Origin of the sequence: Novosphingobium aureum (assembly GCF_015865035.1) — a bacterium.
GTDB classification, from domain to species: domain Bacteria; phylum Pseudomonadota; class Alphaproteobacteria; order Sphingomonadales; family Sphingomonadaceae; genus Novosphingobium; species Novosphingobium aureum.
Map to the genome: position 1 here is coordinate 190945 of NZ_JADZGI010000004.1, position 16554 is coordinate 207498.

14 protein-coding genes are annotated in these 16554 nt (G+C 65.7%); 6 read left to right on the forward strand and 8 right to left on the reverse strand.

The annotated features are described in order from the left end of the window. Window positions 1-2 precede the first annotated feature (2 nt). From I5E68_RS17915 to I5E68_RS17925, 3 genes are read left to right on the forward strand one after another with little or no spacing between them, the layout of a single operon-like run. On the forward strand, window positions 3-3401 hold the full coding sequence (locus I5E68_RS17915) for a hypothetical protein (RefSeq protein WP_197166739.1): 3399 nt from the start codon (window positions 3-5) through the stop codon (window positions 3399-3401). Further along, window positions 3398-4378: a mechanosensitive ion channel family protein gene (locus tag I5E68_RS17920; protein WP_197166741.1), complete on the forward strand. Its 981-nt coding sequence runs from the start codon at window positions 3398-3400 to the stop codon at window positions 4376-4378. Before I5E68_RS17915 ends, I5E68_RS17920 begins: the two co-directional genes overlap by 4 nt. Before the next feature lie 56 nt (window positions 4379-4434). Continuing rightward, window positions 4435-4875 (forward strand): DUF1622 domain-containing protein, encoded by a 441-nt coding sequence (locus I5E68_RS17925; RefSeq protein ID WP_323982210.1) that lies wholly within the window; start codon window positions 4435-4437, stop codon window positions 4873-4875. Between the two features lie 15 nt (window positions 4876-4890). Here I5E68_RS17925 and I5E68_RS17930 read toward each other — a convergent pair whose 3' ends face one another. The 5 genes from I5E68_RS17930 to I5E68_RS17950 all read right to left on the reverse strand — a co-directional run bounded on the left by I5E68_RS17930 (window position 4891) and on the right by I5E68_RS17950 (window position 8944). Continuing rightward, the gene (locus tag I5E68_RS17930) at window positions 4891-5619 is read right to left on the reverse strand and encodes a DUF3313 family protein (protein ID WP_197166744.1); all 729 of its coding nucleotides are present in this window, start codon (window positions 5617-5619) and stop codon (window positions 4891-4893) included. 580 nt (window positions 5620-6199) lie between these two features. After that, on the reverse strand, window positions 6200-6616 hold the full coding sequence (locus tag I5E68_RS17935) for a hypothetical protein (protein WP_197166746.1): 417 nt from the start codon (window positions 6614-6616) through the stop codon (window positions 6200-6202). 111 nt (window positions 6617-6727) lie between these two features. After that, a complete protein-coding gene (gene tldD / locus I5E68_RS17940; protein WP_197166756.1) occupies window positions 6728-8149 on the reverse strand; it encodes a metalloprotease TldD in 1422 nt (473 codons plus the stop codon). A gap of 82 nt (window positions 8150-8231) precedes the next feature. Further along, window positions 8232-8591 (reverse strand): hypothetical protein, encoded by a 360-nt coding sequence (locus tag I5E68_RS17945; protein ID WP_197166758.1) that lies wholly within the window; start codon window positions 8589-8591, stop codon window positions 8232-8234. A 155-nt stretch (window positions 8592-8746) separates the two neighbouring features. After that, entirely contained in the window at window positions 8747-8944 is a 198-nt protein-coding gene (locus I5E68_RS17950; protein ID WP_197166760.1) for a zinc-finger domain-containing protein, read from the reverse strand. A gap of 171 nt (window positions 8945-9115) precedes the next feature. Here I5E68_RS17950 and I5E68_RS17955 point away from each other — a divergent pair, with 171 nt between their 5' ends. Further along, window positions 9116-10063 carry an ABC transporter ATP-binding protein gene (locus I5E68_RS17955; RefSeq protein WP_197166762.1) on the forward strand — a complete coding sequence of 316 codons (948 nt, stop codon included), beginning with the start codon at window positions 9116-9118 and terminating at the stop codon, window positions 10061-10063. Between the two features lie 62 nt (window positions 10064-10125). Here I5E68_RS17955 and I5E68_RS17960 read toward each other — a convergent pair whose 3' ends face one another. Next, a complete protein-coding gene (locus I5E68_RS17960; RefSeq protein ID WP_197166764.1) occupies window positions 10126-10479 on the reverse strand; it encodes a hypothetical protein in 354 nt (117 codons plus the stop codon). Window positions 10480-10728: 249 nt separating this feature from the next. On the opposite strand from I5E68_RS17960, the gene nadB reads away from it, so the two are divergent. Beyond that, window positions 10729-12339 carry an L-aspartate oxidase gene (nadB, locus tag I5E68_RS17965; protein WP_197166766.1) on the forward strand — a complete coding sequence of 537 codons (1611 nt, stop codon included), beginning with the start codon at window positions 10729-10731 and terminating at the stop codon, window positions 12337-12339. 89 nt (window positions 12340-12428) lie between these two features. On the opposite strand, the gene I5E68_RS17970 is transcribed toward nadB, so the two are convergent. Continuing rightward, window positions 12429-12674 carry a GlsB/YeaQ/YmgE family stress response membrane protein gene (locus I5E68_RS17970; protein WP_197166768.1) on the reverse strand — a complete coding sequence of 82 codons (246 nt, stop codon included), beginning with the start codon at window positions 12672-12674 and terminating at the stop codon, window positions 12429-12431. 1031 nt (window positions 12675-13705) lie between these two features. Between I5E68_RS17970 and I5E68_RS17975 the strand changes: the two genes are divergently transcribed. Further along, entirely contained in the window at window positions 13706-15613 is a 1908-nt protein-coding gene (locus tag I5E68_RS17975; RefSeq protein WP_228727339.1) for a ribonucleoside-diphosphate reductase subunit alpha, read from the forward strand. 86 nt (window positions 15614-15699) lie between these two features. Here I5E68_RS17975 and I5E68_RS20410 read toward each other — a convergent pair whose 3' ends face one another. Further along, a complete protein-coding gene (locus I5E68_RS20410) occupies window positions 15700-16488 on the reverse strand; it encodes an IclR family transcriptional regulator (RefSeq protein ID WP_197166773.1) in 789 nt (262 codons plus the stop codon). Window positions 16489-16554: the final 66 nt, after the last annotated feature.

A 16554-nucleotide genomic window follows, 5' to 3' on the forward strand; every position in this document is an offset into this window, starting at 1 on the left:
CCATGATCAAGCACCGAGCCTTATGGTCCCTAGCGGCCCCATGGTGTGCGATACTGCTGGCCGGCTTACTCGCCTTCGCGCTCCTGCTGGCCCCCTTGCCGCTTGCTCCTGCGCAGGCGCAGGAAAGCGCGGGCAAGCAAAGTGGTGAAGCCAGTTCCAACGGTACCGCCGGGGCCTCGGCTGGAGCCTATGTCGCTCCGCTCTCGGTGCAGGACAAGACGGCCTATATCCGCAAGCTGATCGATGGCGAACTCGACGCCGGCATTACCCCCGATGCACTGTTCGCCTGGTCGCTGCGCTACCGCGACGTCGCGCGTGCCAATGTGGTCGAGGAGCTGGTCGAGGACGATGCCTTCTATGCGCGCGCCTCGCAGGACCCTGCCCAGCTGGAGACTTTGCGGCCGCAGGAGGCCCGCCTTGCGCTTGCGCAGGCGGCGTTCCTGCGTCTGCCCGCCGCGCGTCGCAAGGCACTCCTCAGCGAACAGCGCGCGCGCAACGCAAAGGCTGCGAGCGATGCATCGCGGGCAAGCGACGAGGAGCGGGCGCTCGGTGCCCTGCAAGCGCAGATCGCCTCGCTCGAAACGTTCTTGAAGGGCGACCCCGATCCCAACGGCGGCGGCACCCGCTTCTGGATCGAGGGGGCCGAGCCCGAGCAATTGGGCGAGGTGATCAGCAAGACTGCGGCGGCCGGGGGTGAGAGTGCAAAGCAGCTGCGCGAGGCGATCCGCCAGCGTGACGAACTGCTGGGCAAGGTGCTGGCGCTGCCCGACAGCGAACTGCAGGCGCTCGAGGATCGCCGCCGGCTGATGCAGCAAAGCGGGCAGGAAATCGCGGCCGCCGAGGATTCGCTGCGCGATGCCACCAACGCGCGCGAGCAGGCCCAGTTCGCCGCGCGCACCGCCTCGACCGCCAGCGCCCGGCTGACCGCCGCGGAGCGCGCGCGCCTGCTCGCGGTCCAGCAGAAGCAGGCAGAGTATCGCAGCGCGCTTGCCAAGGCTTCGGACGAGCCCAGCCAGATTCTCGACGCCGCGCTCAAGTGGCGCGCCCGGGTCAGCGAGGTTTCCCGCGCCGACCTCGGCGACGACCAGCGTGAGCAACGCGCGGACGCGCTCTATCGCGAGATCGTCGCGCAGCTCAAGACGGTACGCCAGGCGCTTTCCGACGAGCTCTCGCAGCGCACCTCGAGCGGTTTCGCCGATGCCATGCCCGGCCCGCTCGACCCTGCGATCACCGACAGTCTGCCCGGTGCCCGCCAGCTCCAGGCACTGCGCGATCAGCTGGTCGAGCAGGCCGGAGTGCTGGCAAGCACCCGCGCCGAGCAGATGTGGAAGCGGCGCAAGGCGCACAAGGACGCGATGGTCACGCTCAACGACGCGCGTCTCGCGCTGATCGGCGAGCTGTCTCCGGGACTGCGTCGGCAGGTGCTGGGCTTCGGCGGTGAAGGTACCGCGCAGGTGCTGCGCGAATTCAAACAGATCGCGCTGGTCGTGCGTTACAACATCCAGTCCTATGACCGCCAGCTGCGCGAGGTCGCCCGCTCGCTGCTCAGTCCCTCGCCAGCCTTCATCGTCGCACTGGTCGAGCTTGCGCTGGCGATCTTGCTGTTCCGGCTCTGGCGTCAGGGGGGCGGCGCGTTTCTCGCGCGGACCGAGGCGCTGGCCCGCGCGCGGCGACCGCAGACCTTGTGGAGCGGACTCGAGGCGCGCGCGCTGCATCACTTGCGACACATCAAGCAGCCGCTCGACTGGTTCGTCTTTATCGGCGTGTTGCGCTGGGTTCTGCCCGATGAGCTCAACCTGCCCGGGGTCGGGCTGGCCTGGATGCTGCTCACCTGGCTGTTCGGCGCTGCCGCGCTGCTGCGCCTGATTGATTCCATCGCGGGCGGAGGACGCAAGAGCGATCCGCGTGCCGCGCTGCGCTGGCGTTCGCTGCGGCTCGTCGGTGGCACCTTCGTCGTTATCGCGCTGATCCTGCGCCTCACTGCGGTCAGCGTGGGGCGCGGGGGTATCTATAGCTGGGTGCTGAGCGGATGCTGGCTGGTGGTTCCGCCGGTGCTGATCGTCCTGTCGCACTGGTGGCGCGAGCGGATCGTCGCGCTGACGCGGGAAGGCGCGGGCAAGAGCACGCTGCTTAACTGGGTGGCGCGCGATCCGGGAGGCTTCTTCGGCACGGTCGGACGCCTGCTGGCAGGCGCGGTACTGCTCGGGCGCGGCCTCGTGGCGGTGATCATGCGCCAGGTGCGCAATATCTCGCTGATCCGCGACATCTACGGCCAGCGCTCGCGTCGGCAGGCCGCGCACCAGGCTGCCGAGGACCTTGCCAGCGGTCTCTATCGTCCGCTCGACGAGGCCATCATGGAGATCCTTGCCCCGCATCGCCTGCCATCGAGCGCCGACGGGGTGCTGAGCTGGCCCGGCGACCTGCACTTGCGCGTGCCCGAGCCGGGAACCGTGACCGCGTTGCTCGGCAATCGCGGCCATGGCAAGAGCGCCTTGCTCAACGCGCTGGAGCGGCGCCTGCCAGAAGGCACGCGCGCCATCCGCATCGGAGCGGACGAGGCTGGCCTTGCCCGCATCCTGGGTGCGCTAGGCGAGGCGCTGGGACTGGAGCGGGGCGAGCGGCACGAGGCCGGGGCGGTGCTTGCCGCCATGGCCGAGGCCGATGTTCCGCTGTTCATCGCGATCGACGATCTGCAACGCCTCGTCGTCCCGGCGATTGGCGGGCTCGAGGACTTCGATGCGACCATCGACTTCATCCGCCGGGCTCCGCCGCAGGTGAGCTGGGTTCTGGCACTGGGCCGCCCGGCATGGGACTTTCTCCTGCGTGCACGCCACGATCGGCTCATCTTCGATGCCGTGCTGCGCCTCCCGCGCTGGACGGCTGCGGGACTGCGCGCACTGGTCGAGGCGCGCAACCGCGAGGCCGGGATTGAGCCAGACTTCAGCGAGATCCACGAAGACAGCGCCTTCCTGTTCGATGCCGAAGTACCTGCCGACGAGCGGCGCAAGCGCGGCTATTACGCCCGGTTGCGTGAATATTCGGGCGGCAATCCTGCGGTCGCGCTGGAATTCTGGCGCCGTTCGCTGCTGGTCGAGAATGCGACCGGCCGCCATGTCGTGCGCAGCTTTGCGACACCCGACGTGGCCAAGCTGTCCGAAATGCCCGATGCCACGCTCTTTGTGCTGCGCACCATCATCCTGATGGACAAGAGCGATGCACGCGCCATTGCGCGCAGTACCGATCTCTCGCCGGTGGTGATCGCCGACGTGCTGCGCGGGTTGGTGGGCATGGGCATCGTCATCCCCTTCGAAAGCGGTTACCGGGTGACCTTGCGCTGGTGGCGCGAGGTGATCGATCTGCTGGTGCGCCGCAATCTCGTCATGCCGGAGAGCGATGCATGATCACGTCCTTGCGCCAGGCCCGCGTGCTGCGTTTCACTGGTCTGCTTGCCTCGCTGGTCCTCGCCGCGAGCGCGGGGCCGGCCTTCGCGCAACTGCCCGAGAAGCTCGACCCCGGGGTCGTGGCCAAGCTCGGCGATATCGTGCGCTGGAGCGGGGTGGTCACCTCGCTTTTCGTCATGGCCGGGGCCTGGATGCTGCTGCGCATTCTCAACCGCACGGTCATGGCGTTCAGCTCGGATTTCTCGACCCGTCGCCTGACGCTTCAGAAGCTCAACACGATCCTGCAATTCGTGATCTACGTGATCACGACGATCGTCGTCGTGCTGCTCTCGTTCCGCATCGACGAGACGGTTCTGGCGCTGATCGGCGGTACCGCCGCGGTCGCGGTGGGCTTTGCGATGAAGGACCTCGTCGCCTCCTTCATCGCCGGGATCATCGTGATGATCGACAGGCCTTTTCAGGTCGGCGACCGCGTGTCGTTCGGCGGCGAATACGGCGACATCACCGCGATCGGCCTGCGCTCGGTGCGCATGCAGACGCTCGACGACAACACCATCACGATCCCCAACAGCAAGTTCCTCACCGAGATGTCCTCCTCGGGCAATTACGGTGCGCTCGACATGCAGGTGGCGATGGATTTCATCGTGAGTGCGGGAGACGATTTCGACGCGGCGCGCGAGATCATCACCGAGGCCGCGCTATCCAGCCGCTACGTCTATCTCTCCAAGCCGATCGTGGTGCTCGTGACGCAGTGGCATACCGACTACCTCGTCGGCGTGCGGCTGCGGCTCAAGGCCTATGTCCTCGACACAAGGCACGAGAAGGCCTTCGAGACCGACGTCAACCTGCGCGTACTGCGCAGCTTTCGCGAGCATGGCATCGGTGGCCCGAGCGTGCCGCTGGCCGGGGCTGGCGGGCCCGGGGCCAGCCCCTTCGCAGGGCTTGCCGAGGCTGACCGGACCAAAGCCGCAGACTGATCCACGCGCTCGGTTGCTCCCGGCAGCAACCCTAGGGAAAAGCCCTATGGTCGTGGGTGTCGTCCGACGGCACCTTGGTGCGCGTATCGAGGCGGCGTGGCGTCGCCCGTCGTGGAGGGTCGGCCATGGTGGAAGAAACATTCAAGATTGCTGCCGAATTTGCCGCGCTGGTGGTCGAGAGCCTGGTGGTGCTGATCGTCCTGCTGGGCGGGCTCATGGCCTTCGCGCACCTGATGATGGCATTGTTCGGGCAGAGGGGCGCGCTGGCCGAAAACATCCGCAAGATCTGGCTGCGCTTTGCCGCATGGATCCTGATCTCGCTCGAATTCGCTCTGGGTGCCGACATCATCCGCACCGCCATCGCCCCCACCTGGGATGATATCGGCAAGCTTGCCGCGATTGCGGCCATCCGTACCTTTCTGGGTTTCTTCCTCGATCGCGACATGAAGAGTATCGAGGAGATCGAGATTGCGCCGCGCGGCGAGGACGCGGGCTGACCCGCCGCTCGGGTTTCATCCGGCAGGGCTGGCCGGCTCTCCCTCGGCGTCGAGAACCGGCGCGGCGCGCAAGTCGTCGAGCGCTTCGGTGCTGACCTTGGCCCAGTGCCTGAAGGCGCGTTCGAAGTCGGACCGGTTGGTCACCATGTCGCGGCGGTAGATCGGGCCGTCGCCGATGGTGCGACGGTCGATCGCGCGACCGAGCAGGGCCCCACTCGTCGAATCGCGCACTTCGACGATGAGCTTGGCCTCGCCTGCCTCGCGCGAGAAAGTGACCGATCGGCCGGCGGTCATCGTGTCCGGGGCATTGACCTGCAAGTCGATGATGGCGGTTTTGAGGGCGAGGACTTTGGGGCCGGGGCTGGTTGCCAGGGTGTAGCCATGTTCGCGGAAGGTCTCTGCGAACACCTGCGCGATACCAGCGCGAGCGGCCTCGAGGATTTGCGCGGCTTCCTCGTCGTCGATGCGCCGGTCAAAGCTCGCCGAGCTGTTGTAGTTGCGCTGCCAGTTGCGCTGGAATGCGACCTGCGGCTCTTCGAGCAGGACTGCATCGTAAGCGGTGAAGTCGACCCCGGGCGCGACATAGGCAAGGTCGAAGCGCTTGGACTTGACCTTGTAGAGGCCCTCGTAGGTGTCGGGTGCGCGTGCCAGTGCAGGCTGGAGGCTGCATGCAAGCAGTGCAACGGTGCAGAGCGCAGGCACGGCGGGTGCGGGGACCCGGATGGACTTGGACACGCGCATCATAGGACGGCTACCTCGGTCTTTGTGAAAGCAGTGGCAGCCTCCGCATTTCCAACAGTCCAGACCATCGGGGATTGCCGGTAATCGGCCTCGCGGGAATGCCGATGCGCGCCTCTTCGCGCAGCCCAACGCTGGCTCGACCGCTGAGTCGTGCAGTTGAAAGCCGCGCAATATTCAAGGGCTGCAATTGCAAATCATGCAAGCAAGATTGTTGCTTACGAATTTGCATATATTCTGGAAAGGCCTAGATCGCGCCTCCGGTTCGGGGCGGCAAAACGTTCGTCCCGGGCGATAAAACGAAAAAATACCGTCAGTCTGTAGGAGCTACCAATGGCATTCATCCAGCGCACCGTCGGTGCTGCCGCGGCACTGGGCACCAGCGCCCTGGTCTTTGCCCTGACCCTCGTCTGAGAGCCAGGCACATAACGGCGGGAACCGGGAATTCCGGCAACACCGCATTCGACAGGGCGGCCCGATCGGGTCGCCCTGTTGTCGTTTCGGGCACGAAAAAGGCGGCCCCGGATTGACCCGGTGACCGCCTTTTCAGGGGACCGACTGGCCCCGTGCGACCGCGAAGGGCTGGCTACTTCGCCTTGGTGTAGGGAACGAACTCACGCAGGCCGACAAAGCCGCTCCACATGTTGGGGGTCATGCGGTTGCGCAGCTGGATCGTGTCGACGCTGCACAATTGCGACCCGAACAGGCGGGTGACGAGGATGTCGTCATCGTCGAGCAGGTCGGCGTTGGTCGGGCGGTTGACGTAGAGTGTGCTGCCGACGCGGTAGACGATCGCTGTCTTCTTGATCACGGTCGTGTCGTTGAGGCGCGAATAGGAGATGCAGTTGACGGGCTTGCCGGCAGTCCGGCCCTCGAGCATCTTGGCAAGCTCTTCCTCGCCGGTCAGCTTGGGCTTGGCCGAGGCTGCAGGGGCAATCGCGAGCCCGGCTGCGACGAACCCGCCTGCCAGCGACTTGCCGAGATTTCTGGCGAATGATGTCATGGCTTCTCACTCCCTTGCCGGACTTCCTGACGCGTGGATTATCGCCAGGCGGTGCTGAATGGAGGCTGACCGGAGCGCAAGGCAGAGGGTGACGCTAGCGTGCAGCAGGCCTCAGGCGGTGCCGCCCACGGTGAGGCCGTCGATCACCAGCGTGGGCTGGCCGACGCCCGCAGGTACGCTCTGTCCGCCCTTGCCGCATACGCCGACGCCGCGGTCGAGCTCGAGGTCGTTGCCGATTCCGGTGACGCGGGTGAGCACCGAGGGACCGTCGCCGATCAGCGTCGCGCCCTTGATCGGCGCGCCCAGCTTGCCGTTCTCGACCTTGTAGGCCTCGGTGCACGAGAACACGAACTTGCCCGAGACGATATCGACCTGGCCGCCGCCGAAGCTCTTGGCATAGATGCCCTTCTTGACGCGGCTGAGCAGTTCGGCGGGATCGTCGTTGCCCGCTTTCATGAAGGTGTTGGTCATGCGCGGCATGGGCGAATGGGCGTAGTTCTCGCGCCGCCCGTTGCCGGTGGGTTCGACCCCCATGAGCCGGGCGTTGAGGCGGTCGTGCATGTAACCCTTGAGAATGCCGTCCTCGATCAGCACGGTCTCGCGCGTGGGCGTGCCCTCGTCGTCGATCGAGAGCGAACCGCGCCGTCCGCCGATCGAACCGTCGTCGACGATGGTGACGCCGGGCACCGCGACGCGCTCGCCGATGCGGCCCGCGAAGGCGGAGGTGCCCTTGCGGTTGAAGTCGCCCTCGAGGCCGTGGCCGACAGCTTCGTGCAGGATCACCCCGGGCCAGCCCGGGGCCAGCACCACGGTCATCTCGCCCGCGGGCGCGTCGACGCTCTCAAGGTTGATCAGTGCCTGACCGAGCGCTTCGTCGATCGCGTGGTTCCAGTTTTCGGGCTTGAACAGGTCGTTATAGAGCCAGCGCCCGCCCATGCCGAACGAGCCGGTCTCGCGCCTTCCGTTGCTTTCCGCGACGATCGAGACCGAGAGGCGCACCAGCGGGCGCACGTCGGTGGCGAGAAAGCCGTCGGGGCGCACGATCTCGACCACCGACCATGAGCCCGAGAGGCTGGCGCTGACCTGCGCGACGCGCGGATCGCGGGCGCGCGCGGCAGCGTCGATGGTCTCGAGCAGCTTCACCTTCTCGCCAAAGCCGATGAGGTCGAGCGGCGAGGCATCGGTGTAGAGGTGGCGGTTGCTCTTGGGCGGAGGCGGGGCCATCGAGCCGGTCGTCGGGTCGAGCAGCTGCAGGGTCTCGCCGGCGCGGCGGATAGCCTTGGCCGAAATCTCGTTGGCATGCGCGAAGCCGGTCATCTCGCCCGAGACGCCGCGCAGGCCGAAACCTGCATCGCGCGAATAGTCCGCGGTCTTGAGCCGTCCGTCGTCGAACCCGAAAGCCTCGCTCGCCATGAACTGCATGTAGAGTTCGCCGTCGTCGCACGACTTGAGCGTCTGCGCGGCGAGCGCCTGTGCTTCCTCCGGCGAGAACTGGCGGTAGAGGAGCGAGCGGGGGTCGGGATGCGAAGCCATTGCGCCGATATAGGCGCGGGCGGAGCGATGCGAAAGGAAAGAAGTCGAAAGCGGATGCGCAGGCGCGCCCCCGGCTTGCCGCTCAGTAGTACTTGAAGGCGGTCACGACCTCATGGCGGGTGTCGCACTTGAAGGTCTTCTTGACGGTCTTGAGCGTGCCGTCCTTCTGGCGCATCACGACATCGACGCGGGCACGCACCGAGGCGCGACCGTCGCTCTTCTCGTCGGTATCCTCGACCTGCGCCATCGCGACGTCGGTCGCGCCCATCTTGGCGCCGCGCGCCTTGGCTTCGGCCATGCAGAGCGAGACCGCGCGGTCGCGGGCATCGGCTCCGGGGTCCTGACCCCATGCGTGACTTGCGACAGCGAGGCACAGCAGCGCTGCATTGGCGCCTGCAAAGGTCTTCAGCGAGACATTCGTCTTGTGCGAGACTGCGTCCATGGCCGTGGCTCCTCTCGTGCCGGTCGATGGACGAGAGTGGCGCCGGGCGGGACGCGGGGCCATCGGGACTCACCCGCAGCCAGCTGCGGGATTACCCCTCGGGAGTGCAATATTGCTGAAGATGGAGCACGGGCCGCGCCGAGGCGGCCTGCGCTTCAGGCGGCCTGCTGGTCGGCCGGGCCGCCCTTGAGGACGAAGCGGCGGTCGCAATAGCCGCATTCGACGTAGCCCTTCTCGTCGATTTCCAGCCAGACGCGCGGATGGCCGAGCGCTGCTCCGCCACGGATGTCGGTGGCCCCGTCGCAGCAGACGCGGTGGGAATCGGTGAATACGGTTTCGGGCGGGTTCGTCATGAGCCGTGCCTTTATCAGCGCGTGCGGGCAATTTCCAGCGCGAGTTGCACCATTGCGCGCAGCCTTTCTCGCAATTGCGGCAAGAGCTGCGAACCGAGGCCTTGCGCCGCCGCGCGGGGTTTATGCATCGCGGGGTTTACTGCGCCGCGATCCTGCCCCACATGCGCTTGCATGACCGATACACCCGCCATCGCCATCCGTGATCTCGTCAAGCGCTATGCCCCGGCCGGGGACGCCGAGGGCAAGCTTGCCCTCAAGGGCGTCACCTTCGATGTGCCGCAGGGCGGCATCTTCGGCCTGCTTGGGCCTAACGGTGCAGGCAAGTCGACGCTGATCAACATCATGGCGGGCCTCGTGCGCAAGTCGTCGGGCTCGGTCGACATCTGGGGCTTCGACATCGATCGCAACCAGCGCAACGCCAAGCGCTCGATCGGCATCGTTCCGCAGGAGATCGTCTTCGATCCCTTCTTCACGCCCTTCGAGGTGCTGGAGAACCAGGCCGGTCTCTACGGCATCGCCAAGCACCTGCGCCGCTCGGAGGAACTGCTGCGCGCGGTGCACCTCGCCGACAAGCGCAACGCCTATGCACGCACGCTCTCGGGCGGCATGAAGCGGCGCCTACTGATCGCCAAGGCGCTGGTCCACCAGCCTCCGGTGCTGGTGCTCGACGAGCCGACCGCGGGCGTCGACGTCGAACTGCGCCGCCAGCTGTGGGAACTCGTCACCGAGATGAACCGCGAGGGCGTCACCATCGTGCTGACCACGCATTACCTCGAGGAAGCCGAGGAGCTGTGCGACCGCATCGCGATCATCAACCACGGTGAGCTGATCGCCAACAAGCCGACCCGCGAACTGGTCGGCATGGCGCGCGAGAAAATCCTGCTGCTCACGCTCGACAAGGACGTCGCGACGCTTCCCGAGCATCCCGGTTTCATCAAGTGCCGCAAACTGGGCGAGGCCGGGCTCGAGATCACTTACGACAAGGACAAGGCCAATGCCGGCGAAATCCTTTCGGCGCTTTCGGCACAGGGTCTGGGCGTGATCGACGTGACCACCCGCGAGGCGGATCTCGAGGACGTCTTCGTCAGTCTTACGGCGAAGGATGCGATGCCGGCCTGATCACGGCCGTTCTGCGCCGCGACGCAGAGGGGCTGGCCTGGCACGGGCCAGTGCGGGCATGTTCAGCGCGTGCGCCACAGCTTGTGCGCGTGGCGTCGGATCGGGCGCCGGCAGTGCTTGCATTTACCCACGAAGTGAGTGCCGTCCCAGTTCACCCGGTGATTGACCGGGGCATGGCGGTCGAGAAAGCACAGGCGCCACCAGACGAGCTGGTCGGCGGTGTCGCGCGGCGCTTGCCAGCGGCGATTTGCGCCGAACACGATTTTCTTTCCGCACGATTTGCAGGACGATGTGATCGATCCGTTCTTGCGTTCGATGACGGTCTGGGGCTGGTGGTGATTGAGCAGGCATGAAATACGGAAGGCACTCGAGCCTTCCTTTTCATACTGATGATGAATCTGTTCTGATCGAATCACTTGTGCCCTCCTTTCCGTGTTCAACATGATTCGGGAGGTACGCAGCCTGAAGCGACTCGGCAAATTTCAATTAGTTTATTAACTAATCTGTCTAAATTGGGGATTCTGCGAATTCTTGGACGAGGGTTCGACCCGTCTTGCGATTTGTACAGTGGCTGCATCGACCCGCATCACCGCCTCGCGGCGCAAAAATGTCGCGCATGATTGCAAGCGGTTGCCTGCCCTGCGCGAGAGCGGCAAGGAGGGGCCATGGAATCGCATAATGCCGGGCCCGTGGCCCATGACGTCATTATCGTCGGATCGGGTGCCGCGGGTCTCACCGCCGCCCTTGCCCTCGCCGAGAAGCTCAACGTGCTGGTGCTCGCCAAGGGCAGTCTCGAGGGCGGGTCGACCGCGTGGGCGCAGGGCGGCATCGCCGCGGTGCTCGACCAGGGCGACACCTTTGAGGAGCACATCCGCGACACGATGATCGCCGGGGCAGGGCTGAACCGGGCCGAGACGGTCGAGTTCGTGGTCGAGCGCGCGCCGCACGCGATCGCGCGGCTGGTCGAACTGGGCGTGCCTTTCAACACCGAGGGTGCCGACGGCGAGGGGCCTTTGCACCTCACTCGCGAGGGCGGGCATTCGCACCGCCGCATCGTTCACGTCAACGACGCCACCGGCTGGGCAGTGCAGCAGGCGCTGCTGCGCGCGGCGCATGCCAATCCGCGCATCACCTTGCTGCCGGGGCAGTCGTGCATCGACCTCATCACCGGACGGCACGAGGCGCGCTATTCGGGCTCGGGCCGGGTCTGGGGCGTCTATGCGCTCGACGAGGCGACCGGAACGGTTCAGGCCCATACCGCGCGCGCGACGATCCTCGCCACCGGCGGTGCGGGGCGCGTCTACCAGTTCTCGACCGCGCCGCGCGGCGCGACCGGCGATGGCATCGCCATGGCCTGGCGTGCGGGTGCGCGCGTCTCGAACATGGAGATGATGCAGTTCCACCCGACCTGCCTCTACAACCTCGAGGTCAAGAACTTCCTCATCACCGAGGCGGTGCGCGGCGAGGGCGGGCAGCTGAAGCACCCGGTCACCGGCCACCGCTTCATGCCCGACTACGACGAGCGCGCCGAGCTCGCGCCGCGCGACGTCGTGGCGCGCGCGATCGACGACCAGATCAAGCGCTTCGGCCTCGACTATGTCCACCTCGACATCAGCCACCAGCCGCCCGGATTCGTGCGCGAGCACTTCCCCAACATTCACGAGAAGCTGCTCTCGCTCGGCATCGACATGACGAAGGAGCCGATCCCGGTCGTGCCCGCGCAGCACTACACCTGCGGCGGCGTACTGATCGATCTCGACGGCAAGACCGACATGCCCGGGCTCTATGCCGCGGGCGAGTGCACCGAGAGCGGCCTGCACGGCGCGAACCGCCTTGCATCCAATTCGCTGCTCGAATGCTTCGTCTTCGGCGATGCGGCAGCGGCGCATATTCTCGATCACTGGGACGCCTTCGATGCCCCGCCGCCGATCCGCCCCTGGGACGCGAGCCGGGTGACCGATTCGGACGAGGAAGTCGTCATCAAGCAGAACTGGACCGAGATCCGCCGGTTCATGTGGAACTACGTCGGCATCGTGCGCACGACCAAGCGGCTCGAGCGCGCCATGCACCGCATCCAGCTGCTCAATACCGAGATCGAGGAATACTACCGCCACTTCCGCGTCTCGACCGACCTGATCGAACTGCGCAACCTGTTGCAGTCGGCCGAGCTGATCGTATCCTCGGCCTTGCGCCGTCACGAGAGCCGGGGTCTGCACTTTACGCTCGACTATCCCGAGACCGCCGAGGTGCCGCTCGACACGATTCTGGTACCCTGAACGATAGCGCCCGCAGGCGAAAGGTCGTCTGCGGGCGCTGAGCGACCGGGCGCGCCGCCGGACAGGGGCGGAGCGTCGGCGGCTAGGTGCTACATTCCGATGTTGAGCACTCGGCCTAGGAAGATCAGCGCCATTGCGCCCAGGATCGAGGCGAGGCAGCCCGCGCGGCTGAAATCGCGGCTCCCGCGCGAGGTGATCAGGCCTGCCGCCAGCGAGCCGCCGATTCCGAGCAGGATCGTCGCGATCCACGACATCGAGACGTCACCGGGATAGAAGAAGCGGGCCAGTGCGCCGATGAGCAGGCCGCTGATGATGGCGCCGATGATGTTGAACATGGACTGGTGGATCCCTCTTGGTTGGCTGGGCATGACCGGGCGGGCCGGACGATGGCTATAAAGCGCCTGCGCGCAGCGGGTTGCACCGTGTTGTGGCGGCGCGCGACTGCCAGTGCAGCCATGCATCTGCGAAAGCGCGAAACGGCTCGATGGACGCCGAGCGACGGGCAGCTGCAGGAGCAGGGCATGATGCGGGGGACGGTGGCATCACGGCGCTTGCATTGTCTGCTGCCACTGTTCGACCATTCGCAAGATATGGTGGCTTGCAACCGTGGACAGGGCCAGTGATTGCGGTTTCACCGTCTTGACGCGAGGTGGCGAGCGACTCCTTTCGCCGCACGCACGATTCGCTTCATCGGCAAATTATGTGGAAAAAAATAAGGCTGGTGCGGTCATTTAAACTCTTGCGTCCGACACCGCCCGAGGACTTTCCACGCGTCGCGGCATGCAGGTCGATGCCGCTTGCTCTTTCGGGCGCAATCGCGGCTCGCTGAGCTGCCCTTGCTTCGCTGCCCAGAACGGGCACTATGGGTTGTGGCGCAGGGACGCTCGCACCTCTATACCTAGATTGTCGACTTGTAATCATGGCGAAGCCCGGCTGGGGTAGCAGGGCGCAGAGGTACGACACCCGATAGTGTGCCAGCGGTCAGGAAGGAGGACATTATGTTCTCCTTTTGTGCTGTGTGTGGTAAGGCGATCGGGCAAGCATCGTCGAATCGTGCACCGGGCCGATCGCGCGTCCGGCCCGGGTTTCCGGGCACCGGACGGTAAGGACTTTGATGGCTTTGGCCGTGCTCGCGCACGGTCGTTGTGAACCGGGGGGCGAACACGTGGATTTCAGGAACACGAGCGACGGGCAGGCAGGCAGTTCGGATCTTGAGGTCTCCACGGAGGATCTCGCTGCGGACACGCGCTTCGAAAGTGGCGCGGGCAATGCACCGGCCAAGGCCGAATTCGATTATTCCGGGGGCGCCGGCAAGGCCAAGGCTCCCGCACTGGACAAGGAGACGGGCGCGAGCCCGGCAAGCGTGATGAACAAGGAAGATGTGGCGATCGCCGAAGCATTGAGCAGTGGTGTGCCCGAGGCGGCTGCAGCTGCGGCCGCGGCTCCCAAGATGGACTCCAAGTCGATCAACCCGCGCCGCTTCAAGATCGTCACTGACGACAGCCGCGATGCGCTGCTGACTGCGTTCGGCAAGGAGACGCTCGAGGATCGCTACCTGCTGCCTGGCGAGAAGTACCAGGACCTGTTCGCACGCGTCGCCGACGCCTACGCGGATGACCAGGAGCACGCGCAGCGTCTCTACGACTACATCTCGAAGCTCTGGTTCATGCCTGCGACCCCCGTTCTCTCGAACGGCGGTACCGGTCGCGGCCTGCCGATCTCGTGCTACCTCAACTCGGTGGAAGACAGCCTCGAGGGCATCGTCAATACCTGGAACGAGAACGTCTGGCTCGCCTCGCGCGGCGGCGGCATCGGCACCTACTGGGGCAGCGTGCGCGGGATCGGCGAGCCGGTCGGCCTCAACGGCAAGACCAGCGGCATCATCCCCTTCGTGCGCGTGATGGACTCGCTGACCCTCGCGATCTCGCAGGGCTCGCTGCGCCGTGGCTCGGCTGCGTGCTACATCGACGTCTCGCACCCCGAGATCGAGGAATTCCTCGAGATCCGCACCACCACCGGTGACTTCAACCGCAAGGCGCTCAACCTGCACCACGGCGTGCTGCTGAGCGACGAGTTCATGGAAGCGGTGCGCGACGGCGCCAAGTTCGAGCTCAAGAGCCCCAAGGACGGCGCGGTCCGCTCGACCGTCGATGCGCGCTCGCTGTTCCAGAAGCTGGTCGAGGTGCGCCTGCGCACCGGCGAGCCCTACCTCGTCTTCTCCGACACCGTGAACCGCATGATGCCCAAGCATCACCGCGATCTCGGCCTCAAGGTCTCGACCTCGAACCTGTGCTCGGAAATCACGCTGCCCACGGGCCGCGATCACCTGGGCAACGACCGCACTGCGGTGTGCTGCCTCTCCTCGCTCAACCTCGAGACCTGGGAAGAGTGGAAGGGCGAGAAGCGCTTCGTCGAGGACGTGCTGCGCTTCCTCGACAACGTCCTGCAGGACTTCATCGACCGTGCCCCCGACGAGATGGCCCGCGCCAAGTACTCGGCTGCGCGCGAGCGTTCGGTGGGCATGGGCGTCATGGGCTTCCACTCCTACCTGCAGAAGAAGAACATCGCCTTCGAGAGCGCGATGGCCAAGGCCTTCAACCTCCAGATGTTCCAGTACATCAACCAGAAGGCCAACGAGGCCTCGATGATGCTGGCGCACGAGCGGGGCCCGTGCCCCGATGCTGCCGACCAGGGCGTGATGGAGCGTTTCAGCTGCAAGATGGCGATCGCGCCGACCGCGTCGATCTCGATCATCTGCGGCGGCACCTCGGCCTGCATCGAGCCGATCCCGGCGAACATCTACACCCACAAGACGCTCTCGGGCTCCTTCGTGGTCGAGAACCCGTATCTCAAGAAGCTGCTTGCCGAGAAGTCGAAGGACTCCACCAACGTGTGGAACTCGATCCTCGAGCACGGCGGTTCGGTCCAGCACCTCGACTTCCTCAGCCCCGAGGAAAAGGCAGTCTTCAAGACCAGCTTCGAGATCGACCAGCGCTGGCTGCTCGAATTCGCGGGCGATCGTACCCCCTACATCGACCAGGCGCAGTCGCTGAACCTGTTCATCCCCGCCGACGTCGACAAGTGGGACCTGCTCATGCTGCACTTCCAGGCGTGGGAAAAGGGCATCAAGTCGCTCTACTATCTGCGCTCGAAGTCGGTGCAGCGTGCAGGCTTCGCCGGTTCGGGCGGCGTCGAGGCGGATAATACCGCCATCGCGCCCAAGTTCGAGATCGGCGAGACGACCGACTACGACGAGTGCCTCGCCTGCCAGTAAAGGCGGCATAGCAGGGCCAGAAGGCCTTGCATCACGAGATAATGAAAGGGGTAGGGCCGATCGGGACCCTGCCCCTTTTTCGTATCTCAACCGGCAGATGGCGAAGGCCGCCTGCGGGACATGATCTGCGCGATCTGCCCGGCACAGGTCTCGAGCCGCGCCACGTCGCGGGCCATGCGCCGCTGATCCCAGGCGGCGTGCCGCGAGAGCGAGATTGCCGCGACCGGTTCAGTCCCGATGATCACCGGGACCGCAATGCAGCGCAGGCCTTCGAACATTTCCGCATCGTCGAGCGCATGGCCACGCGTGCGTGTCTCCCGGAGCTGCGCCCGCAAGCGTGCGGGCTCCGTGATCGTGCTCGCGGTTATCGGTATGAAAGACCCGGCCTTGAGGAACGCCTCGCGCTCGGCTTCAGGCAGGCAGGCCAGCAGCATCTTGCCGATCCCGGTGCAATAGGCCTCCAGCTGAGTGCCGGTGCGGGTCTCGGCGAAGGCCTGGCTCGCACTTTGCTTCGCGAGGTAAGTGACCATCTCGCCTTCCAGCACACCCAGATGCACGGCAGCCTCGCCACCGACCTGCGCCAGTCTGCGCATCGGCGCACGCGCGGCGGCGGCGAGGCGTGCATGCAGGCTGGCGGCATTGCCCAGTCTCGCCAGGGCAGGCCCCGCTGCGTAGTGACCGCGTTCGAGGCGCATCAGGATGTCCTCGCGCACCATCGCCGCGACCAGGCGTCGCGCGCTCGAGGCAGGCAGGCCAAGCTCCTCGGCGATGCGTGCAGCCGGGGTCTCGCCGCCATCGCTCGCGAGCGCCAGCATTAGCGAGAGCGCCTTGTGCACCGCGCCAGCGCCGTTGGTCTCGTCTATCGTCACGGCCACGGTTCCGACCTTCTTGCTTCCTTGCGCTCACGATATGAGCGTAAGCTTTGTATGACAAGTTGTTCG